At 67.5% G+C, this 19377-nt stretch carries 21 protein-coding genes; 10 read left to right on the top strand and 11 right to left on the bottom strand.

The window, feature by feature from the left end:
* Positions 1–25 precede the first annotated feature (25 nt).
* From ACEN9Q_RS05725 to ACEN9Q_RS05735, 3 genes are all read right to left on the bottom strand, one after another.
* A complete protein-coding gene (locus ACEN9Q_RS05725; RefSeq protein WP_056450756.1) occupies positions 26–958 on the bottom strand; it encodes a YihY/virulence factor BrkB family protein in 933 nt (310 codons plus the stop codon).
* Positions 959–1082: 124 nt separating this feature from the next.
* Positions 1083–2132, bottom strand: a complete 1050-nt coding sequence (locus tag ACEN9Q_RS05730; RefSeq protein WP_056450759.1) for an OmpA family protein — start codon at positions 2130–2132, stop codon at positions 1083–1085.
* Positions 2133–2278: 146 nt separating this feature from the next.
* Complete coding sequence (locus tag ACEN9Q_RS05735) at positions 2279–2470, bottom strand: hypothetical protein (RefSeq protein ID WP_495627642.1); 192 nt, start codon at positions 2468–2470, stop codon at positions 2279–2281.
* A 238-nt stretch (positions 2471–2708) separates the two neighbouring features.
* Between ACEN9Q_RS05735 and ACEN9Q_RS05740 the strand changes: the two genes are divergently transcribed.
* From ACEN9Q_RS05740 to phbB, 5 genes are all read left to right on the top strand, one after another.
* Complete coding sequence (locus ACEN9Q_RS05740) at positions 2709–3323, top strand: winged helix-turn-helix domain-containing protein (protein WP_056450762.1); 615 nt, start codon at positions 2709–2711, stop codon at positions 3321–3323.
* Positions 3324–3491: 168 nt separating this feature from the next.
* Complete coding sequence (locus ACEN9Q_RS05745) at positions 3492–4253, top strand: glutathione peroxidase (RefSeq protein ID WP_056450765.1); 762 nt, start codon at positions 3492–3494, stop codon at positions 4251–4253.
* 21 nt (positions 4254–4274) lie between these two features.
* On the top strand, positions 4275–5141 hold the full coding sequence (locus ACEN9Q_RS05750) for a M90 family metallopeptidase (protein ID WP_495627643.1): 867 nt from the start codon (positions 4275–4277) through the stop codon (positions 5139–5141).
* 84 nt (positions 5142–5225) lie between these two features.
* On the top strand, positions 5226–5780 hold the full coding sequence (locus tag ACEN9Q_RS05755; protein WP_056450771.1) for a hypothetical protein: 555 nt from the start codon (positions 5226–5228) through the stop codon (positions 5778–5780).
* A 191-nt stretch (positions 5781–5971) separates the two neighbouring features.
* Positions 5972–6718: an acetoacetyl-CoA reductase gene (phbB, locus tag ACEN9Q_RS05760; RefSeq protein WP_495627644.1), complete on the top strand. Its 747-nt coding sequence runs from the start codon at positions 5972–5974 to the stop codon at positions 6716–6718.
* A gap of 233 nt (positions 6719–6951) precedes the next feature.
* On the opposite strand, the gene ACEN9Q_RS05765 is transcribed toward phbB, so the two are convergent.
* The 8 genes from ACEN9Q_RS05765 to ACEN9Q_RS05800 form a co-directional block, all read right to left on the bottom strand.
* Positions 6952–7308 carry a TraR/DksA family transcriptional regulator gene (locus tag ACEN9Q_RS05765; protein WP_056450776.1) on the bottom strand — a complete coding sequence of 119 codons (357 nt, stop codon included), beginning with the start codon at positions 7306–7308 and terminating at the stop codon, positions 6952–6954.
* A 154-nt stretch (positions 7309–7462) separates the two neighbouring features.
* The gene (locus ACEN9Q_RS05770; RefSeq protein ID WP_495627645.1) at positions 7463–7993 is read right to left on the bottom strand and encodes a hypothetical protein; all 531 of its coding nucleotides are present in this window, start codon (positions 7991–7993) and stop codon (positions 7463–7465) included.
* A gap of 17 nt (positions 7994–8010) precedes the next feature.
* Positions 8011–8862: a hypothetical protein gene (locus ACEN9Q_RS05775; RefSeq protein ID WP_056450779.1), complete on the bottom strand. Its 852-nt coding sequence runs from the start codon at positions 8860–8862 to the stop codon at positions 8011–8013.
* A gap of 84 nt (positions 8863–8946) precedes the next feature.
* A complete protein-coding gene (gene otnI / locus ACEN9Q_RS05780; RefSeq protein WP_495627646.1) occupies positions 8947–9720 on the bottom strand; it encodes a 2-oxo-tetronate isomerase in 774 nt (257 codons plus the stop codon).
* 47 nt (positions 9721–9767) lie between these two features.
* A complete protein-coding gene (locus ACEN9Q_RS05785; protein ID WP_495627647.1) occupies positions 9768–11030 on the bottom strand; it encodes an MFS transporter in 1263 nt (420 codons plus the stop codon).
* 110 nt (positions 11031–11140) lie between these two features.
* The gene (locus tag ACEN9Q_RS05790; protein ID WP_495627648.1) at positions 11141–11611 is read right to left on the bottom strand and encodes a MarR family winged helix-turn-helix transcriptional regulator; all 471 of its coding nucleotides are present in this window, start codon (positions 11609–11611) and stop codon (positions 11141–11143) included.
* A 170-nt stretch (positions 11612–11781) separates the two neighbouring features.
* Positions 11782–13230 carry a DEAD/DEAH box helicase gene (locus ACEN9Q_RS05795; protein ID WP_495627649.1) on the bottom strand — a complete coding sequence of 483 codons (1449 nt, stop codon included), beginning with the start codon at positions 13228–13230 and terminating at the stop codon, positions 11782–11784.
* A 372-nt stretch (positions 13231–13602) separates the two neighbouring features.
* Positions 13603–14382 (bottom strand): inositol monophosphatase family protein, encoded by a 780-nt coding sequence (locus tag ACEN9Q_RS05800; RefSeq protein ID WP_495628919.1) that lies wholly within the window; start codon positions 14380–14382, stop codon positions 13603–13605.
* A gap of 167 nt (positions 14383–14549) precedes the next feature.
* Here ACEN9Q_RS05800 and ACEN9Q_RS05805 point away from each other — a divergent pair, with 167 nt between their 5' ends.
* From ACEN9Q_RS05805 to ACEN9Q_RS05825, 5 genes are all read left to right on the top strand, one after another.
* Positions 14550–15332 (top strand): RNA methyltransferase, encoded by a 783-nt coding sequence (locus ACEN9Q_RS05805; protein ID WP_495627650.1) that lies wholly within the window; start codon positions 14550–14552, stop codon positions 15330–15332.
* A gap of 194 nt (positions 15333–15526) precedes the next feature.
* On the top strand, positions 15527–16048 hold the full coding sequence (locus tag ACEN9Q_RS05810; protein WP_495627651.1) for a twin-arginine translocation signal domain-containing protein: 522 nt from the start codon (positions 15527–15529) through the stop codon (positions 16046–16048).
* Positions 16045–17679 (top strand): GMC family oxidoreductase N-terminal domain-containing protein, encoded by a 1635-nt coding sequence (locus ACEN9Q_RS05815; RefSeq protein WP_495627652.1) that lies wholly within the window; start codon positions 16045–16047, stop codon positions 17677–17679. Before ACEN9Q_RS05810 ends, ACEN9Q_RS05815 begins: the two co-directional genes overlap by 4 nt.
* Before the next feature lie 12 nt (positions 17680–17691).
* Positions 17692–18627, top strand: a complete 936-nt coding sequence (locus ACEN9Q_RS05820) for an esterase/lipase family protein (protein WP_495627653.1) — start codon at positions 17692–17694, stop codon at positions 18625–18627.
* Between the two features lie 71 nt (positions 18628–18698).
* Positions 18699–19373 (top strand): TetR/AcrR family transcriptional regulator, encoded by a 675-nt coding sequence (locus ACEN9Q_RS05825; RefSeq protein WP_495627654.1) that lies wholly within the window; start codon positions 18699–18701, stop codon positions 19371–19373.
* The last annotated feature ends 4 nt before the right edge of the window (positions 19374–19377 follow it).

Consider the following 19377-nt stretch of genomic DNA (forward strand, 5'->3'; position numbering starts at 1 on the left):
ACGCTGGCAGCGCGCCGCGCCCGGTTCAGCGGGCGGGCGACGGGTGCGATCCGGGCGCGGCGTCCGGCTTGCGCGCACCGGGGACGTCCTTGTCGCGCAGGCTGCCCATCTGCAGGGCGTACTGGCGGGCGAATTCCGCACCCAGGAAAAAGATCTGCGCCGAGTAATACACCCACAGCAGCAATGCGATCAGCGAACCGGCCGCGCCGAAGCTGCTCGTTGTCCCGCTGTTGCCGATGTACAGGCCGATCGCGAATTTACCCAGCGTGAACATGATGGCGGTGCCGAGGGCGCCGATGGTCACGTCATGCCAGGACAGTTTCACGCGCGGCAGCAGCTTGTAGATCGCGCCGAACATCACGGCGATGACGAGAAAGCTGAAGGCCCACGCCACCCAGCCGAGCACGATCGTGGCCGAATGCCACATGCCGCCCAGGTATTTTTCGAGCAGGGTCAGCGCGGCCGACACGACGAGCGTGAACATCAGCAGCAGGCCCAGCGTGAGGATCAGGCCGAACGACAGCAGGCGGGTACGCACGGTATCCCACCAGGTCGCGTCCTGCGGTGGCGGGACATCCCAGATTTCGTCGAGACTGTCCTTGAGTTCGGCGAATGCGCTCGTCGCGCCGACGAGCAGCAGGCCGGTGGCGATGATCGTCGCCAGCTTGCCGCTTTCCTTGTTGCGGGCGCCGGCCAGGATCGCCTGGATGGTTTCCGCGCCCTGCTTGCCGACGAGGCCGCGCAGCTCGTCCAGCAACTGGCCCTGGGCGGCGTCGGTGCCGTAGAAAAAGCCGGCGATCGCGATGACGAGCACGAGGATGGGCGCCAGCGAGAACAACGTGTAGAAGGCGAGGGCGGCGCCCTTGCTCGACGCCCGGTGGCCCAGCCATTCGGTCACGGCGCAGCGCATCACGTGGACGACCTGGCGGGAGAAGGGAATCCAGTTTTGTACTGCCATCAGGTAACCTCCAAAAAGACGAACGCGCCCGAAAGGCGCGTTCAAGGGCCTACGCCCGGTATCGCTCAGGCGCGGCCGGCGTACCGCTGCCGGCTGCGCGCAGGGCGCGCCCTGCATGGTCGCATTACTGCACGCGGCGCTCGATGGTGATCGGCTCCACTTCCACGCGGCGGTTCGGTGCCAGGCACTCGATCAGGTCCTTGCGCTTCTTCTGGTGGCAGTCGGTCACGACCGGGTTCTGCTCGCCCTTGCCGTAGGCCTTCAGGCGGTTGCCGTCGACGCCCTTGCCGATCAGGTACTCGCGCACGGCGTTGGCACGGCGCTCCGACAGCTTCTGGTTGTACTTGGTCGAACCCAGGCGGTCGGTGTAGCCCGTGATGTCGACGTCGGTGATCGACGGATCGGCCTGCAGCGCGGCGGCGATGTCATCCAGCTTCGGCTGCGGCATGTTCAGGGTCGCCTTGTCGAAGCCGAACAGCTCGCTGGCCGACAGGGTCACCTTCTCGAAACGGGCCGGCGGCGGTGGCGGCGGCGCGGCCGGTGCCGGCGGCGGGGTCTCGACGACCGGTGCCGGCGCAGGTGCCGGTGCCGGGGCAGGTGCCGGACGCGGCGGCGGGTTGAAGGCGTAGTTCAGGCTGACGGTCGCGTACTTGGTGTTGGCGCGCGAGAAGCCGAACTTGTCGTCGTCGCGCAGGTGGGCGCGCACGTCGCGCAGGTCGGCCTGCAGGGACCACTGGTCGTTCATGCTGACCTGGAAGCCGAAGCCGGCCTGGTAGTAGGGAGACCAGCCGGACGCATTACGGATCGGATTGCTCTCGTGGTCGCGTTCGCCGCCCACGCCGACCAGCAGGTACGGACGGAAGGTCTTGCGCGACAGCATCAGCAGGGCATCGACGCCGACGAGGGTCTGGCGGTAGTTGTAACCGTTGTCGTCGACGCGCGCCTGGGTGGCGCCGAACTGGATATCCCACAGCGGATGCACGGCCTTGCCGAATTTCAAGCCGCCGCCCCAGTCCTTCTTGGAGGTCAGGAAATCATGGTCGGGCTTGATGCCGACCACCGTCGGGGCGATGTACCACGATGGATTGATGACCTCGGTGGTGTCCTGGGCCAGGGCCGTTCCGGCTGAGCACAGGATGGCGGCCGCCAGAGCGATCTTCTTCGTATTATTCACAGGTAACTCCCATAAGTTGTAAAGGTACTTGACATCGCATGCCTTGCAGAGATGTTGATGCCAAGCATACAAGTCGGCCGTTTTTCAGGTCAGTGCGCTAGCGCACCTAACGCCCGGTTGCTGTGGCGATTTTACAACGTAGTCAACTATGCCATGATTGCCGGTTGTTTCAGGATGTTACGAACTGCGCGGTAATTCCCGCCTATTGCGCCCAACGTCGCCCTTTCTGCGATGTAGCTTCCTTTCATTACAGCTTCGTCATCATCCGCTTCGCGAGGTCGCGCGTTCGTCACGCGATGACTGATCAATACCGCTTTCGATTTCAGGCTGCGCTGCATGGTTCCCGTTGAGCCCCGCCAATTTGGCGCTCGTCAATGCGTGCGCGGATTTCTCTTGCCTTGAGGGATAAATAACTTTCAGAAATTTTTAGAAATGTTGGATGGCGCACAGACCATGCGTGATGAGGCAGGCAATCTTGTATCCAGTTAAGCGGAACCGGCGTGTTGACGAGTGGTCATACAGATACGGCGGTCCGGGCCATACCAGAACACAGTCCTTTTCACGGAGTAGACCAATATGCATGCAGCGACTCACCACAATGCGGTACAAGGCGATCTCAACGCGGTGCACACTTCCAGCAACTCTGCACTGATCGAACGCGTTCCACCGCAACCGACCGAGCGCGCACCGATTTCGCTCGCGCCGATCGAGCGGGTGCGGTCGACGTCGGCCACCCAGCGCCGGATCGAGAACATGCAGAAGCTGATTGGCGAGCTGCAAACCCATGAGATGCTGGCCGACGAAATCGCCTGGTTCCTCAAATTCTCGCCGTCGGGCGCCCGCAAATATATCCGCGACCTGCGCGAAGCCGGCGTCATCGAACTGGCCCGCTACATCGAAGGCACCGCCACCTACCTGGGCAAGGCCGTGTACCGCATTTCGCCGGACCCGGATCGCGTCAAGGCCTTCCTGGGCGCCATCTGCCAGCCCAAGCGCGAAGGCGTCGCCCCGCGCAAGGAGCGTCCGGGCCTGCGCGAGCAGAGCATGGCCGGCACCGGCCGCCACTTCCACATCCTTGCCGACGACACCCATTACGCGATCCGCGTCAACCGCAGCCCGGTGACCCGCGATCCGCTCGTCGCCGCACTGTTCGGCCCGCCGCCGAGCCAGGTCGGCAAAGAGCGCGCCTGAGCGCCCGGAATCTGCCCCGCGGCCGCAGGAAGCGGCCACGGTCGACGCGCCACCCCGCCGACAGGCCGGGTGGCGCTGTTTTTTTCCAGATTTGCAATTGAAAAGGCGACAAGCGCGCTCATATGCCGGATGCGGCACCCTGACCGCTTACCCCATCAAGGAGAATCCATGCTGCCGAGTGCCGAAGCCCTGGAAGGAAAACCGGTTCCCCGTGTCACGTTCAAGGCGCGCCCGAACGATCAATGGCGCGATGTGACGACCGATGAGCTATTCAAAGGCAAGACCGTCGTCGTGTTCGCCCTGCCGGGCGCGTTCACGCCAACCTGTTCCTCGGCGCATCTGCCGCGCTACAACGAACTGGCGCCCGCATTCCGCGAGAACGGCGTCGACGACATCGTCTGCATGGCCGTCAACGATGCGTTCGTCCTGCAGTCCTGGCAGGCCGGCCAGGAAGCGGGCAATATCACGATGATCCCCGACGGTAACGGCGATTTCACGGAAGGCATGGGCCTGCTCGTCGACAAGCGCGACCTCGGCTTCGGCAAGCGGTCGTGGCGCTACTCGATGCTCGTCAAGGACGGCATCATCGCCAAGATGTTCATCGAGCCGGACAAGGAAGGCGATCCGTTCGAAGTGTCGGATGCCGACACCATGCTGCGCTACATTAATCCGGACGCGGCCCCGCGCGAGCCCGTCGTGATGTTCTCCAAGCCGGGTTGCCCGTTCTGCGCGCGCGCCAAGGCCGTGCTCAAGGCGAACGGCATCGTCTTCACGGATATCCCGCAGGATGCGAAGATCACGACCAGCGTGCTGCGTGCCGTCTCCGGCGGCACCACGTGGCCGCAGGTCTTCATCGGCGGCAAGCTGATCGGTGACGCCGAGGCGGTCGCGGCGCATTTCGCGCGCCAGGCGCCGGCCGAGGTCAATTAATATCGGCATCGGGAGATTGCGATGGAAGCCGCTTTCGTCTGCGCCGCGCTGGCGCTCGCCGCGCTGCTGGCCTGGCTCGTGCCGCGCTGGCGCCTGCGCCGCGTGCTCGGGCGGCCGCTGACCGCCTTTCAGCTCGGCGTCATCGAACGCAACGTCGCGCAATACCGGGGCATGTCCACCGAACTGCGCGCGCAGTTGCAAGGCCTCGTCAAGCAGTTCCTGCACCACAAGACGTTCGTCGGCTGCGCCGGCCTCGAGGTGACGGAAGAGATGCGCGTGACCATCGCCGCGCAGGCCTGCCTGCTGCTGCTCAATCGCCCGAGCCGCGTGTATCCCGGCCTTCATGCCGTGCTCGTCTATCCCGGTGCCTTCCTCGTGCCGCGCCGCGAGCAGGACGCGGCGGGCGTCGTCACGGAAACGCGCCAGGACCTGCTGGGCGAATCGTGGGGCGACGGCCGCGTCGTGCTGTCCTGGGAGCACGTGCGCCGCGCGGGCCTGCCGGCCGAAGGCACGCACAACGTCGTGCTGCACGAATTCGCGCACCAGCTCGACAGCGAATCGGGCAGCAACAACGGCGCGCCCTTCCTCGGCAGTCCGGAACGCTATCGCAGCTGGTCGGAAACGCTGTCGCGCGATTTCGCCCTGCTGCGGCGCGATGCGTACTGGGGCCAGCGCGACGTGCTCGATCCGTACGGCGCCACGAATCCGGCCGAGTTCTTTGCGGTGGCAACGGAAAGTTTCTTCGAGCAACCGCACGAGCTGGCAGCGCGCCATCCCGGCCTGTACGCGGAGTTCGAGGCGTATTACCGCGTGGACCCACGCGCCTGGTTTGCCGCGCCGGCGCCGGAACCCGAGCATTACGGCGAAGTCTATGGACAATGGCGCTAAGCCGCGCGCAAGCGTGCGCTCGCGTACAGAGAGCCAGCCCAGCGGGATGCATGATGCACTTACTTTCGACGCAGGAGGTCATCCATGTCCACGATCATTGCAGGGCACTTCCAGCTGCAGGATGACGTCGAGCGGGCGCGCCGCGCCCTTGTCGACGCCGGTTTTTCGAGCGAACGCATCAGTGGGTTCTACCTGAGCCAGCCGGGCCAGCACGACCTGACGCCGATCGGCGGCGACAACATCCACTCGCCGGGCGCGAAGGAGTCGCCGATGGGCGTGGCCGAGGGCGCCGGCGCAGGTGCGGCGATCGGCATCGTCGCGGGCGCCTTGACGACCCCCGTCACCGGGCCGCTGGGGCCCGTGGTTGGCGGCCTCGTCGGCGCGCACGTCGGTTCGCTGTTCAGCTTTTCCAAGATGAAAGAATCGGGCGAGAGTGAAGAGGGCGGCCGCGCGCCGGTGGAAAACCGTCCGGCCGGCATGCTCGTGGCCGTCGCATTCGACGATGGGGGCCTCGAACAGCGCGCCGTCGACCTGCTGCGCGACCTCGGCGCCCATCATATCGAACGGGCCAGGGGCAATATCGTCGACGGCGACTGGGCCGACTTCGACCCGGCCACCGTCCCCGACATCATCCACTGAGTATCCGCCGCCGCGTGCTGCGGCGGCGTTCTGTCCGATTACTCAGGTACATCGTTTTCCCTCCGCCATGTCCGGCCGCCCCAGCTTTATCCGTTTGCGCTTCGTCAAGGACGGCTTTGTCCGTCGCCCTAGACTCGGTGCTTCGTGCTGCGCACCCGGCGCGGCAGGTTTGATGACAGGACGATGAAACCATGCACGATAACAAAGTAGCCTTGGTGACTGGAGGAATGGGGGGACTCGGCACGGCAATCTGCCGGCGCCTGCAGGCGGAGGGGTTCCGCGTGGCGGCAACCTATTCGCCCGGCAATGCCACGCCTGACGCGTGGCTGGCCGCCCAGAGGGACGAAGGATACCGATTCACGGCGTATCGCGTCGACGTCACCGACTACGGCGACTGCGAATGGATGATGCAGAAACTGCTGGCCGAGATGGGCCGGGTGGACGTATTGGTGAACAATGCCGGCATCACGCGCGACAAGAGCCTGCGCAAGATGACGCTCGAGGATTGGCAGGCCGTCCTGCGTGCCGACCTCGACAGCGTGTTCAACATGAGCAAGCAGGCGGTCGAACCGATGATGGCGCAGCGTTGGGGGCGCATCATCAATATCTCGTCCGTCAACGGCCAGCAGGGCGCGTTTGGCCAGGCCAATTACTCGGCCGCAAAGGCCGGCATGCACGGCTTCACGAAGGCGCTCGCGCTGGAAATGGCGCGCCATGGTGTGACCGTGAACACGGTATCGCCCGGCTACTTGCGCACCAAGATGGTCGAGGCGGTGCCCAGCGAAGTGATGAACGGCAAGATCCTGCCGCAGATCCCCGTGGGCCGCCTGGGCGAGCCGGACGAGATCGCCGGTCTCGTCGCCTACCTGACCTCGGAAGACGCCGGCTTCATGACGGGCGCCAACCTGGCCATCAACGGCGGCCAACACATGTATTAAGCGGCACACGGTGTGCGGCACACGGTGTGCGGCACACGGCGTGCGGCATAGGGTGTGCGGCACACGCTGAGCGCCGAATGTTGTGCGACGGCGCTGCCGCGCCTGGCCGGTCCGGCTGGTTCGGGGGAGCCGGCGCCGGCCAGCGCGGGGCGCCAGGCAGTGCGGGGCGGGACGGCCTGTCCGACGGGCCTCCCGCTCTTTTTCATGGGGCGCCCGACCGTCCCATATGCGCGCTAGCGTCGTTCGGCGCGCGTCTGGCAATCGATGCACAGCCGGGCCTCCGGCCGTGCCAGCAGGCGCGACGCGCCGATCGGCTGGCCGCATTCCTCGCACAATCCATACGTGCCGTCTTCGAAACGCGCCAGGGCCTGGCGCAGCTGGCGCATCTCGGCCGAGTGGTGGTCGGCGGCTTCGCGCGACAGGTCGTTCAGCAGGCGTACGGTGGCACGGTCCAGCGGCGACGTCTCGACCTCGTCCACGGGCAGCTCGCTCGTGTCCTGTGGCGGTTGCTCGACGCGGGACAGCGCCTCGATGCGCCGTTCAAGCATGGTCTTGAGCAGCGCCAACTGCTCGGGCGTAAGGGGTTCCATGGTCACGCCATGGCCACGGGGAAGGCGTGACGGCAGGCGCCGGACTCGACGTGTGGATTGACGTTCATGGAGATCCCCTTCGTTCGTGTCATTGGATGCCGCGCGGCGGCAACCCAGTGTAGCGCGGAACGACGGGGATGCCTACCGCCGCACCTCAGGCCGGAGCGGCGGGCGCGGCGGGCGCGTTGTCGACGCCGATGACGTCGAGCTGGCCCTTGAGACCCTCGACGGCGGCGAGGATGGGCACGACCTGGCCCGTGCTGGCCGCCGCCGCCAGCCCCAGCAGGCGGGCCACGAGCGTGATGCCGTCGCCGATGCGCGTGATGCGGCGGATCTTGTCGGCGGCGTCCACGGTCAGCTGAATCAGGTGTTGCTGCGGCTGGCCCAGCGCCGACACGATGCAGGCCGCCGCCTCCGCGTACAGCCGGTTGGCGCGCTGGCGCAGCTCCATCTCCGCGTTCAGCAGGGCGCGCGCGGCCGCCTGCTCCGATTCCGGCACGTCCTCGCCCTGGTGGCGCCGGATGTCGCGCATCACGCGCTCGTGGATGCTGTCCGCGCACTCCGACAGCTTGTCGGCCAGTTCTTCCACCTGGTGTGCCGTCGACAATGCCTCGGCCGGGCCGGGCGGCGGCGCGGTCGGCGCGGCCTTGGCGCCGTCCTGCCGGGAATTCGTGTCGTTTGCCATGATCTCTCCTCGTGCGCTCAATCGGACAGGGCGTCGCGCAGGCTCGTGAGGTCGCGCGCGTACGCGGCCAGCATCCTGCGTATTTCGTCGCCGTGCAGGTTATTGATGTTTTCGCGCAGTTTTTGATGGCCCAGGGCGACCTTCGTCAAACCCTGCAAGGCCAGGTCATAGCGTTTGTCGACCAGCTTGTATTCCGTCGACTTGTTCAGGTAATGGACCTTGGCGAGGGTCACCAGCATGCGGTCGGATGTCTTGCTGGAAAAGGGGATTTCGACGTCGAAGATGCCGAGCACGGTCTTCTTTTCGTTGTCGTTGGTCTTGGCGTACAGCCGCGTCAGCGTGATCATCGCTTCCAGCAGGATCTGCACGTCGGCGTCGCCGTCGCGCACCATCGTTTCGACGCTGCGGTTCTGGTAGCCGGACGCGATCACCCGCGTCAGCAGCCGCGCCAGCCCCGTGTAGGCCGCGATCTGGCGCTGCTGCAGGCCCGATTCCGCATTGGCCTTGAGGCCGCTGCCGAGGTCGTCGATGCGGTCGGACAGGTCGTAGCGGGTGTCGCCTGCCAGCACGCTGAGCGTCTGCATGTACAGCACGACGGTCTTCTGGATGCTGACGAAGTCGTCGTAGACGGCACGCCGGCGCGCATCGTTTTCCTTGGCGATGCGGTCGGCGGCCGGCGACAGATACGGTTGTTCGCGCTCGTACGTGTCGCGGTAGCGGCGCGACAGCTCGCCGTAGCCGCCCAGGCGGGCCGAGGCGTCGGCGAATTGCCGCACCTCGACCAGGCTCACCTGGCCGGTACTGGCACACCCGCCCAGCAACAGGCTGGCGGCGAGGACAAAAAGGGAGAGGCAGCGGCGCAGGTCCATGGGTCCTTTCTGGGCGGCAAAAGGCCGGCCGGAAAAGCCCCCATTCTTTCAAACCTGGGCGCTTCGTTATTGCCAATGATCAATTCAAACGGACGGACGCCAGCCCAGGCCCGCCACGGTGTCGCCCTGCGGGATGTATTCGCAGCCGACCCAGCCGTCGTAGCCGAGCTCGTCCAAGGTGCGGAACAGGAACGGGAAATTGATCTCGCCGGTGCCCGGTTCGTGCCGGCCGGGCACGTCGGCCAGCTGGATGTGGCGGATCAGCGGCAGGCGTTCGCGCAGCGTGTTGGCGAGGTCGCCCTCCATGCGCTGCATGTGATAAATGTCGTATTGCAGGAACAGATTGGGCACGGCCGCCTCCGCGATGATGGCGGCAGCCTGCGCGCTGCGGGTCAGGAAATAACCGGGGATGTCGCGGTCGTTGATCGGTTCGATCAGCAGGGCGATGCCGTGCGGCGCCAGCGCGGCGGCGGCGAAGCGGAGGTTGTCGACGAAGGCCGCGTGCGCGCGTTCCCGCGCCACGTTCGGCGGCAGCTTGCCGGCCAGGCAATGCAGGCGCTTGACGCCCAGGTCGAGCGCGTATTCCAGCGCCAGTTCGACGGTGTCCTGGAACTCGCCGGCGCGGCGCGGATCGCAGGCCAGGCCCCGTTCGCCGGCCGCCCAGTCGCCGGCCGGAAAATTATGCAGCGCCAGTTCCAGCCGATGGCGCTGCAGGCGGCCGGCGATCTGTTCGGCGTCGAAGGCATACGGGAACAGGAACTCGACGCCGTCGAAGCCGGCCGCGCGCGCGGCGCCGAAACGTTCCAGGAAGCCGAGCTCGTTGAACATCAGGCTCAGGTTGGCGGCGAAGCGGGGCATGCGGGTTCCTTTGACGTGGGATAACCCACTATGTTACAGCGCCTATGCTAAACCGTCGTGGCGGGCGCGTCGCGCAGCGCACGCATCGGCGTGAACAGCCAGGCCAGCAGCGCCGCGCCCGCGAGGCACGCGCCGACGCCGCCGAACAGCGCCGGCAGCGCGACGCGGCCGGCGATCCACCCGGACAGCGCGGCGGCCAACGGCGCCAGGCCCATGAAGACGAACATGAACAGGCTCATCGTGCGGCCCAGCAGTTCGCGCGGCACGCGCTGCTGGATCCACGTGAACACCGCGACCTGCACGAAGCCGCCCAGTACGCCGATGACGACGTTGATCAGCATGCCCTGCCAGCTGGCGGTAATCAGGCCCAGCGGCACGAGCAGCAGGCCGACGATGCCGTCGATCAGCAACAAGGTCATGCCGAGATTGCCGGCGCGGCGGCGTCCGATGCTGCTTGCGGCCATGCCCAGCAGGGCGCCGGCGCCATGCGCACCCAGCAGCAGGCCGAGCGCGGACGCGCCGTGCAGGCGGCTGCTGGCCAGCAGCGGCAGTGCGACCTGCATCACGCCGCCGATCACGCAGGCGCACAGGCCCCAGTAGATGAAGCAGGTGCGCAGCAAGGTGTCGCGCCACACGGCCGCGAGGCCGTCCGCCACGGCGCGCAGCACCGGTTGCGGCGCCGGCGGCGTGAACGGCCGCGGTTCGACCTGCGCCAGGGTCCAGGCCGACACGGCGAAACTGAGGCAGTCGACGCCGAATGCCAGCGCGAGGCCGTGCATGTGGCGCGGGCCGCCGCTGCCGTCGCCGGCGAGCGCGAACAGCAGGCCCGCCAGCAGCGGCCCGGCCAGCATCGCCGCCTGGCGCAGCCCCATCATCATGCCGTTCGCCGCTTGCAGGTAGGGTGGCGCGACGGCATGCGGCAGCATCGAGGTGCCGGCCGGGATGCCGAACGCCGAGGCGAGCGAGAGGCCCAGCGCCAGCGCGAGCACGGCCGGCAGGTGCGCGTGGCCGCTGTAGACGAGGATGGCCAGCACGGCCAGCAGCGCGGTGTTGACGTGCTTGGTGAGCATCAGGACCCGCTTCGGCGCGTAACGGTCGACGAGCGCCCCGCCGAACAGGATCAATACGGCGCGCGGGAGGCCCATCAGCGCGACGGACATGCCGAGCGCGACGGGATCGCCCGTCAGCTTGAGCACGAGCCAGGGCAGGGCGATCAGGGTGAACTGGTCGCCGAGGACGGAGATGGCGCCGCCGCTCATCAGCCAGACGAAGTTGCGGTCGCGCAGCAGCGGCCGGGATGGGTTGTTCATGCGAGCTCCTTGTCGTCGCAGGGGCGTGCGCGGGCCTGGCCTGCACGCCATCGTGGTTGCGGTTGGGGTTGCGAGCCGCGGCGCCGGTTCAGGCGTGGCGGCTCAGGACATCAGCGGCCGATGCCGGCGATCTGCGCGAGCAGGTCCGACGTCGCCTGGAGTTGTGCGCGCGCCGGGCCGCCGAGCATGGCGCGGCTGATGTTGTCGACGACGGTCGTCGCGTTCGTCACCAGCTCGCCGCCCGTCGGCGTGATCAGCGCGTAGCCGACGCGGGCGTCACGTGGGTCGCTCTGGCGCGTGACGAGGCCGATCTTTTCCAGCGGCAGCAGGGAACGCGTGACGCCGGACGCCGTCAGGCCCAGCTTGTCGGCCAGATCGACGCGGCGCAGGCGTCCGCCCGGCGCGCGCTGCAGGTGCAGCAGCAGCTGGTAGTCGGCGAAGCTGATGCCGTGGTGGCCGCCCAGGGCGCTGTCGAGGCGGCGCACGAGCGTCGCCCAGGCGCGGGAGAGGCGCAGGCAGAATTCGGTGGTGAGGTTGTCGGGGGTGTCAGGGATGTCGGTCGGGGTGGCGGTCGAGGTCATTGGGGGCTCCGGGTGCTGGACTATTACTTGATTTACCAAGTATAGGTGCGCTTTCAACAGTTTGCAAGTACTTGAGTTCGCAAATATCCCGGCCGGCCACAAAAAAGCCGGGAACAGTGTCCCGGCCTTCGAAGTGCGGACGGACGCCGGCGTGCCGGCGCCCATGTGCGTCAGCGGTCGCCGCCGGAGCGGGGCGCCGCCGGACGCGGGCCGCGGCCACGGCCGCCGCCATTGCCGCCGCCACCACCGCCGCTGCGGTTGCCCGGCTGGCCGGCGCGCGCGCCGTTGTTGCCGCCGCCGTTGCCGGCATTGCGCTGGCCCGCGGCCGGCGCAGCCTGCGTGCGCGGCTTGGCACCGCCGGCAGCGCCTGCGCCGTTGCCGGCGCCGCGGTTGCCGCCCGGACGGCCGCGGCCCGGATGGCCCGGCGCGCCGCTGCGCAGCTGGATCGGCTGCGGCTTCGCGGTCGGGTCCGGCTCAAAGCCCGCGATCACCTGGCGCGGCAGGGTCTGCTTGATCAGCTTTTCGATGTCCTTGAGCATCTGGTGCTCGTCCACGCAGACGAGCGACACGGCCTCGCCCGTGGCGCCGGCGCGGCCCGTGCGGCCGATGCGGTGCACGTAGTCTTCCGGCACGTTCGGCAGGTCGTAGTTGACCACGTGCGGCAGCTGGTCGATGTCGATGCCGCGCGCCGCGATGTCGGTGGCGACGAGCGCCGTCAGGCTGCCGTCCTTGAACTCGGCCAGCGCCTTGGTGCGCGCCGACTGGCTCTTGTTGCCGTGGATCGCCATCGCGCCGATGCCGTCCTTGCCGAGCTGTTCGACGAGCTTGTTCGCGCCGTGCTTGGTGCGGGTGAACACGAGCACCTGTTTCCAGCCGTGCGTCTTGATCAGGTGCGCCAGCATCGGGTGCTTCTTGTCGCGGTCGACCGGGTGGATCTTCTGGGCGATGACTTCGACGGTCGAGTTGCGCGGCGCCACTTCGATCATGGCCGGGTTGTCCAGCAGGCGGTCGGCCAGGCCCTTGATCTCGTCCGAGAACGTGGCCGAGAACAGCAGGTTCTGGCGCTTCGGCGGCAGCACGGCCAGCACTTTGCGGATGTCGTGGATGAAGCCCATGTCCAGCATGCGGTCGGCTTCGTCCAGGATCAGGATCTCGATCTTGTCGAGCTTGATCGTGCCCTGGCCCACGTGGTCGAGCAGGCGGCCCGGCGTGGCAACGAGGATGTCGACGCCATTGGCCAGCATCTTGATCTGCGGGTGGATGCCGACGCCGCCGAAGATCACGGCCGAGTTCAGGTTGGTGTGCTTGGCGTAGGTGCGGACGTTTTCCTCGACCTGGGCCGCGAGTTCGCGGGTCGGGGCCAGCACGAGGGCGCGGATCGGGCGCTTGGAAGATTTGTTCGTCAGTTGCGTGCCGGCCTTGTCGGTCGACAGGCGGTGCAGCACGGGCAGCGTGAAGCCGGCCGTCTTGCCGGTGCCGGTCTGGGCGCCGGCCAGCAGGTCGCCGCCGCCCAGCACGGCGGGAATCGCCTTGGCCTGGATCGGGGTCGGGGCGGTATAGCCAGCTTCAGTGACGGCGCGCACGATGGCGTCGGACAGACCGAGAGAATTGAATGACATAGTTATCTGGTAGGGATCGGCCCGTCGTTTCCACGCCTTTTTGCAGCGGAAACGCCAGTCCAGCCGATCGGATTACACAACAGGGCGGCCGGTACTGGTGCCGGCACGCCAAGACGTGAACGCAGACGCAACGTCAACGATCACGCGACATTATAGTTAAAAAATGTTTCGCTATGGAAATTTTAGCGCGGCCTGTGCCGATTTGGGACAGGGCCGGTGGAAGCGGGAGCGCGACACCTCGTGGGTGCCGGAGGCATGGTTGCAGGCGCCGACGATGCCCGCCTGCCGCGGGAAGGCCGCGCGGCCAGCAAGGCCCGCGGCATTCCCCGGACTTACACGAGACGTATTTTACGCGAAACGGCGGGTGGCCGCTCAGGCGAACGGTTTCAGCAGCGCGACCATGCCGGCGAAGACCTTCGGGCCGGCGGCGATGACGTCGCCCTTGTTCAGGTATTCGGATTCGCCGCTGAATTCGCCGACGATGCCGCCCGCCTCGGTCACGAGCAGCGAGCCGGCGGCGATGTCCCAGATCTTGAGGTGCTTTTCGAAGTAGCCGTCGACGCGGCCGGCGGCCACGTTGGCCAGTTCCAGCGCGGCCGAGCCGCTCGAGCGCAGGCCGTGGCAGCGCGGGGCGACCACTTCGTACATACGCAGGTATTCGGCGAGGTCGCGCGGCTCCGCGCCGTGGCCGGAGCCGATCAGCGCCTTGTTGATGCGGTCCGGATTGCGCACGCGGATGCGCTTGTCGTTCAGGTAGGCGCCGGCGCCCTTGGTGGCGGTGAACAGGTCGTTGCGGACCGGGTCGTAGATGACGGCCTGCGTGATCACGCCGCGCTGTTGCAGCGCGATGGAGATGCAGTAGTTGGGATAGCCGTGCAGGAAGTTGGTGGTGCCGTCGATCGGATCGATGATCCAGACGTATTCGCTCTCGTCGTTCAGGTTCGCGGTGGCGCCCGATTCCTCGCCGAGGATGGCGTGGTCGGGGTAGGCTTTCAGCAGCGTTTCGACGATCGCCTGTTCCGAAGCCTGGTCGACGTCGGTGACGAAGTTGTTGTGGCTCTTTTCGCTGACGGTGATGCGGTCGAGGTCGAAGGATGCGCGGTTGATGACGGTCGCGGCGCGGCGGGCGGCCTTGATGGCCGTATTGAGCATGGGGTGCATAAGCTATCCGTAAAAAATGCTGACGCCCACCGCGCGCGGGCGCCGTGAACGATCTGAACGAGAAATAATTAAAGAGCAAAGCGGTGCCGAAGCCGTTAAAATCGCGAACTTCTTGTTCGCATTTCAACGCTCGTCACCGCGCGATGGCGTTATTTTAAATGAACCCGACCGAAACTGTCTCTTCTCTTTTCAAACGTCTGCGCTTCGTGCTGGTGGAGACGAGTCGCGCCGGCAACGTCGGCTCGGTGGCGCGCGCCATGAAAACGATGGGCTTTTCCGACCTCGTGCTCGTGTCGCCGCGCTGCACCGACCCGCTGCACGATCCGGAAAGCGTCGCCTTCGCCAGCGGCGCGATCGACGTGCTGGAAGGCGCGCGCATCGTGGACAGCATCGCCGACGCCCTCGACGGCTGCAATTTCGCGGCCGCCGTGTCGGCCCGGCTGCGCGAGTTCTCGCCACCCGTGTGGAGCCCGCGCGCATTTTCCGCGCACGCGGCCGGCACGGCGGACCTGCGTCCGGTCCTGATCCTCGGCAACGAGCGCTTCGGCCTGCCGAACCAGATCGTCGAGCAGTGCAATGTGCTGATCAACATCCCGGCCAATCCGGACTATTCGTCGCTGAACCTGTCGCAGGCCGCGCAGGTGCTGGCCTACGAATGCCGGCTGGCCGCCCAGGGCGAAAACCGCACGCAGGAAGGCGTCGGCTTCCAGGGCGAGGCCGCGAGCGTGGCGCAGGTCGAGGGCATGTATGCGCACCTCGAAGAAGCGCTGGTGGCGATCGGCTTCCTGAACGCCACCAATCCGAAAAAGCTGATGCCGCGCCTGAAACGCCTGTTCGCGCGCGCCCAGCTGGAGACGGAAGAAGTCAACATCCTGCGCGGCATCGCCCGCCAGATGCTGAAAGCCGCACCGGCCAACGACGCCGAAGCCGGCCACGATTAATCCGCGAGTCGACAATTCGGGGTCGACAATTCGGGGTCGACAATTCGGGGGCGACAATTCGGGGTCAGAGCCCGGTTTTGGGCAATTGTGCGGCGGCTTTGGTCGGCGAGCCTTAGACGCCGCGCTCTAGTTTCATCCCGTCGCGGGGCGGGTCGTTTCGCTTACACTTTTACAAATACTGATAAAGGGTAGGCATGGAGACAACCCGTAGGACCTTCCTGAAGGCCGGCCTGCTGTCGGCCGCATTGCTGGCCGCGGGCGGCGGCTGGTATCGCGTCACCCATCCGGCGCCGCCGCGCGGGTTCGTGCTCGACGGCGAGGCGCGCGCGGCGCTCGACGCGATCGTCCCCGCGATCCTGGCCGGCGCCTTGCCGGATGCGCCTGCCGACAAGGCCCGCGCCATCGCCGCGACGACGGAACGCGTGCACCAGACCATCCTCGGCCTGCCGCTCGCCGCCCAGCAGGAAGTGCAGGATTTGTTCGGCCTGCTCGCGCTGGCGCCGGCACGGCGCCTGCTGACGGGCATCCCGCACGGCTGGGCCGAGGCGCGGGCGGTCGACGTCGCCGCCTTCCTGCAGGACTGGCGCGTGCATCGCCTCGCCCTGCTGCGCACGGCGTATGCGGCCCTGCACGACCTCGTGCTCGGCGGCTGGTACAGCGATCCCGCGCACTGGGATGCCATCGGCTATCCGGGACCGCTGAAGGAGCTGGCATGAGCGCCGAATCCGTGATTCCGGATCCGATCCACGCCGGCCTCGCGCGCGGCTGGAAGGTGATCGACGGCGCACGCGAAGAGCGCGACCGCGACCTGTCCGCCGACGTGGTCATCGTTGGCAGCGGTGCCGGCGGCGGCGTGACGGCGGAGATCCTCGCGCTGTCGGGCCTTTCCGTCATCGTCGTGGAAGAGGGCGCGCTCAAGTCGTCGCGCGACTTCAGGATGCGCGAGGCCGACGCCTACCCGACCCTGTACCAGGAATCGGCCGCGCGCAAGACGCGCGACAAGGGCGTCAACATCCTGCAGGGCCGTACCGTCGGCGGCTCGACGACGGTGAACTGGACGTCGAGCTTCCGCACGCCGCCGTCGACGCTCGCGTTCTGGCAACGGCATGTCGGCCTCGCGACGTACAGCGAGGCCGCGCTGGCGCCGTGGTTCGCGCTGATGGAGGCGCGGCTGCACGTGGCCGACTGGCCCGGCGCGCCGAACGAGAACAACGAGGTGCTGCGGCGCGGCGCCGCGAAACTCGGCATCGCGACGGGCCTCATCCGCCGCAACGTCAACGGCTGCTGGAACCTGGGCTACTGCGGCATGGGCTGTCCGACGAATGCGAAGCAGTCGATGCTCGTGACGACGATCCCGTCCGCGCTGGACCACGGCGCCACGCTCGTCACCCGCGCCCGCGCCCAGCGGCTCGTCGTCAAGGGCGACAAGGTCGACGGCCTCGAATGCACGCTGCTGGACGCGGCAGGACTGCACGCCACGGGACGGACGTTGCGCGTGCGTGCCCGCCATTACGTGCTGGCCGGCGGCGCCATCAACACGCCGGCGCTGCTGCTGCGCTCGAACGCGCCGGACCCCAGCGGACAGCTGGGCAAGCGCACGTTCCTGCATCCGACGCTCGTCTCGGCCGCGCTGTTCCCGCAGCGCGTGGACGGCTATGCCGGCGCGCCGCAGACTGTCTATTCGGACCACTTCATGCACACGCAGGCCATCGACGGCCCGCTCGGCTTCAAGCTGGAGGCGCCGCCGCTGCATCCGGTGCTGCTGGCCACGACGATGCAGGGCTTCGGCCGCGAGCACGCCGACATGATGCGCCAGTTCCCGCACCTGCAGGGCATGCTGGCGCTGCTGCGCGACGGCTTCCATCCCGAGTCGCAGGGCGGCAGCGTCGGCCTGCACGGCGACGGCGCCGCGGTGCTCGATTACCCGCTGAACGATCCAATCTGGGACGGCGCCCGGCGCGCGCTGCTGACGATGGCCGAGATCCAGTTCGCGGCCGGCGCCAGCGGCGTGCAGGTGGCGCACGAACGGGCGCCGCGCTACGCCAGCTGGAACGACGCGAAGGCCGGCATCGCCGCGCTGCCGTTCGAACGGCACCTGACGCGCGTCGTGTCGGCCCACGTGATGGGCGGCTGCGCGATGGCGGGCGCGGACCACGCCGGCGTGACGGGACCGGACGGCCGCTACCGGGGCCTCGCGAACGTCTCCGTGCACGACGGCTCGCTGTTCCCGACCTCGATCGGCGCCAATCCGCAACTGTCGATCTACGGCATCACGGCGCGCCTGGCCAGCGACCTCGCGCAAGCGCTGACGGGACGCCCGGCCGCGCGCCCGCAGGCGCAGGCGTGACGCGATGAAGCCATGAAGCCGGCCAGCGCACGCACGCTGCTGCGGCTCGTGCTGCTCGTGCAGGCGGCCGCCGCGCTGCTCATCGCGTGGGTGCTGCTGCGCCGCGGCGTGCCGGCGTGGGGCGCGCTGGCGGCCGGCGTCGGGGCCGTGGCGCTGGTGCGCCTAGTCATCAACATGAACAACTTCGTCATGGCGGGGTGGGCGGCGAGCGCCACGCCGCCCGAGCACCGGCTCGGGCCCGGGGCGCGCCTGCGCCTGCTGGCCGAGGAATTTTGCGCCAGCATGCTGGTGACGTCCTGGCACGTGCCGCGCGGCCGTGCGCGCATGACGATCCACCCGCACGGCGCCTACCCGCCCGTGCTGCTCGTGCACGGCTACGGCTGCAACAGCGGCTACTGGGCGCACCTGGCGCCGCTGCTGGACCGCGAGGGCATCAGCCACGCGGGCATCGACCTCGAACCGGTCGCGGGCAGCATCGACGATTACGCGCCGCTGATCGAGGCGCGCGTGCGCGAACTGTGCACCGCGACCGGCGCCGCGCGCGTCGCCATCGTCGCGCACAGCATGGGCGGGCTGGCCGCGCGCGCGTGGATGCGACGGTATGAAACCGGCGGCAGCGCGCGCGTGGCGGCACTGATCACGCTCGGCACACCGCACCACGGCACGGCGCTGGCGCGCTTCGGTCTTGGTGCGAACGCCGCCCAGATGCGCCGCGACAGCCCGTGGCTGCGCGCGCTGGCCGCCGGCGAGACCGGGGACGTGCGCGCGCGCATCGTGTCGCTGTACACGCACCACGACAACATCGTCGCCCCGCAGGATTCGAGCGTGCTGGCGGGCGCGCGCAACGTGGCGTTCGGCGGCGTCGGCCACGTGGCGCTGGGCAGCAACCCGCGCGTGCTGGCCGAGGTGTTGCGCATACTGCGCGAACTGCGTCCCGCGGAGGCGTGAAGGACGGCGGCTGTGGCCGCGCCGTCCGGTCGATGATATCCTTGCGGGTGAGTCCACCCACATTTGTTTCCATGCAACAAAAAGCCCCGCGCCGAACCCGCGAACGCATCCTCGAGCTGTCGCTGCGGCTGTTCAATGAATTCGGCGAACCGAACATCACGACGACCGTGATCGCCGACGAGATGAACATCTCGCCGGGGAACCTGTATTACCACTTCCGCAACAAGGACGACATCGTGAATTCGATCTTCGTCCAGTTCGAGGCGGAGATCGAGCGCATGCTGACCGTACCGGCCGGCCGCCGCTCGAACATGGAAGACGTGTGGCTGTACCTGCACCTCATGTTCGAGCTGATCTGGAAATACCGGTTCTTCTATCGCGACCTGAACGACCTCCTGTCGCGCAACCGCAAGCTCGAACTGCACTTCAAGGCGATCCTCGCCCACAAGATCAAGGTCGCGCGCCAGTTGTGCGAAGACTTGCGCAGCGAAGGCTCGCTCGAGGCGGGCGACGCCCAGATCGGCGCGATGGCAACGAACATGGTCGTCGTCGCCACGTACTGGCTGTCGTACGAATACGTGCGCAATCCGCGCAAGTACAGCGAGCAGCAGGCCATCGCCGACGCGCTGGCGCGCGGCTGCTACCAGGTGCTGTCGATGCTCGGCCCCTACCTGCGCGGCGACACGCTCGCGCTGTTCCAGCGCCTGTCCGACGATTTTCTCGCCAAGCTGCCGCCGGAACCCTGAGGAC

It is taken from the genome of Massilia sp. Masssp93, from assembly GCF_059491295.1.

Coding starts and splice junctions, on each gene's coding strand:
- ACEN9Q_RS05805 (WP_495627650.1), top strand. CDS start 14,550: ATGAACCCGACCGAAACTGTCTCTTCTCTTTTCAAACGTCTGCGCTTC.
- ACEN9Q_RS05800 (WP_495628919.1), bottom strand. CDS start 14,382: ATGCTCAATACGGCCATCAAGGCCGCCCGCCGCGCCGCGACCGTCATC.
- ACEN9Q_RS05725 (WP_056450756.1), bottom strand. CDS start 958: ATGGCAGTACAAAACTGGATTCCCTTCTCCCGCCAGGTCGTCCACGTG.
- ACEN9Q_RS05745 (WP_056450765.1), top strand. CDS start 3,492: ATGCTGCCGAGTGCCGAAGCCCTGGAAGGAAAACCGGTTCCCCGTGTC.
- otnI (WP_495627646.1), bottom strand. CDS start 9,720: ATGCCCCGCTTCGCCGCCAACCTGAGCCTGATGTTCAACGAGCTCGGC.
- phbB (WP_495627644.1), top strand. CDS start 5,972: ATGCACGATAACAAAGTAGCCTTGGTGACTGGAGGAATGGGGGGACTC.
- ACEN9Q_RS05810 (WP_495627651.1), top strand. CDS start 15,527: ATGGAGACAACCCGTAGGACCTTCCTGAAGGCCGGCCTGCTGTCGGCC.
- ACEN9Q_RS05790 (WP_495627648.1), bottom strand. CDS start 11,611: ATGACCTCGACCGCCACCCCGACCGACATCCCTGACACCCCCGACAAC.
- ACEN9Q_RS05820 (WP_495627653.1), top strand. CDS start 17,692: ATGAAGCCGGCCAGCGCACGCACGCTGCTGCGGCTCGTGCTGCTCGTG.
- ACEN9Q_RS05785 (WP_495627647.1), bottom strand. CDS start 11,030: ATGAACAACCCATCCCGGCCGCTGCTGCGCGACCGCAACTTCGTCTGG.
- ACEN9Q_RS05770 (WP_495627645.1), bottom strand. CDS start 7,993: ATGGCAAACGACACGAATTCCCGGCAGGACGGCGCCAAGGCCGCGCCG.
- ACEN9Q_RS05735 (WP_495627642.1), bottom strand. CDS start 2,470: ATGCAGCGCAGCCTGAAATCGAAAGCGGTATTGATCAGTCATCGCGTG.
- ACEN9Q_RS05795 (WP_495627649.1), bottom strand. CDS start 13,230: ATGTCATTCAATTCTCTCGGTCTGTCCGACGCCATCGTGCGCGCCGTC.
- ACEN9Q_RS05765 (WP_056450776.1), bottom strand. CDS start 7,308: ATGGAACCCCTTACGCCCGAGCAGTTGGCGCTGCTCAAGACCATGCTT.
- ACEN9Q_RS05750 (WP_495627643.1), top strand. CDS start 4,275: ATGGAAGCCGCTTTCGTCTGCGCCGCGCTGGCGCTCGCCGCGCTGCTG.
- ACEN9Q_RS05755 (WP_056450771.1), top strand. CDS start 5,226: ATGTCCACGATCATTGCAGGGCACTTCCAGCTGCAGGATGACGTCGAG.
- ACEN9Q_RS05775 (WP_056450779.1), bottom strand. CDS start 8,862: ATGGACCTGCGCCGCTGCCTCTCCCTTTTTGTCCTCGCCGCCAGCCTG.
- ACEN9Q_RS05825 (WP_495627654.1), top strand. CDS start 18,699: ATGCAACAAAAAGCCCCGCGCCGAACCCGCGAACGCATCCTCGAGCTG.
- ACEN9Q_RS05815 (WP_495627652.1), top strand. CDS start 16,045: ATGAGCGCCGAATCCGTGATTCCGGATCCGATCCACGCCGGCCTCGCG.
- ACEN9Q_RS05740 (WP_056450762.1), top strand. CDS start 2,709: ATGCATGCAGCGACTCACCACAATGCGGTACAAGGCGATCTCAACGCG.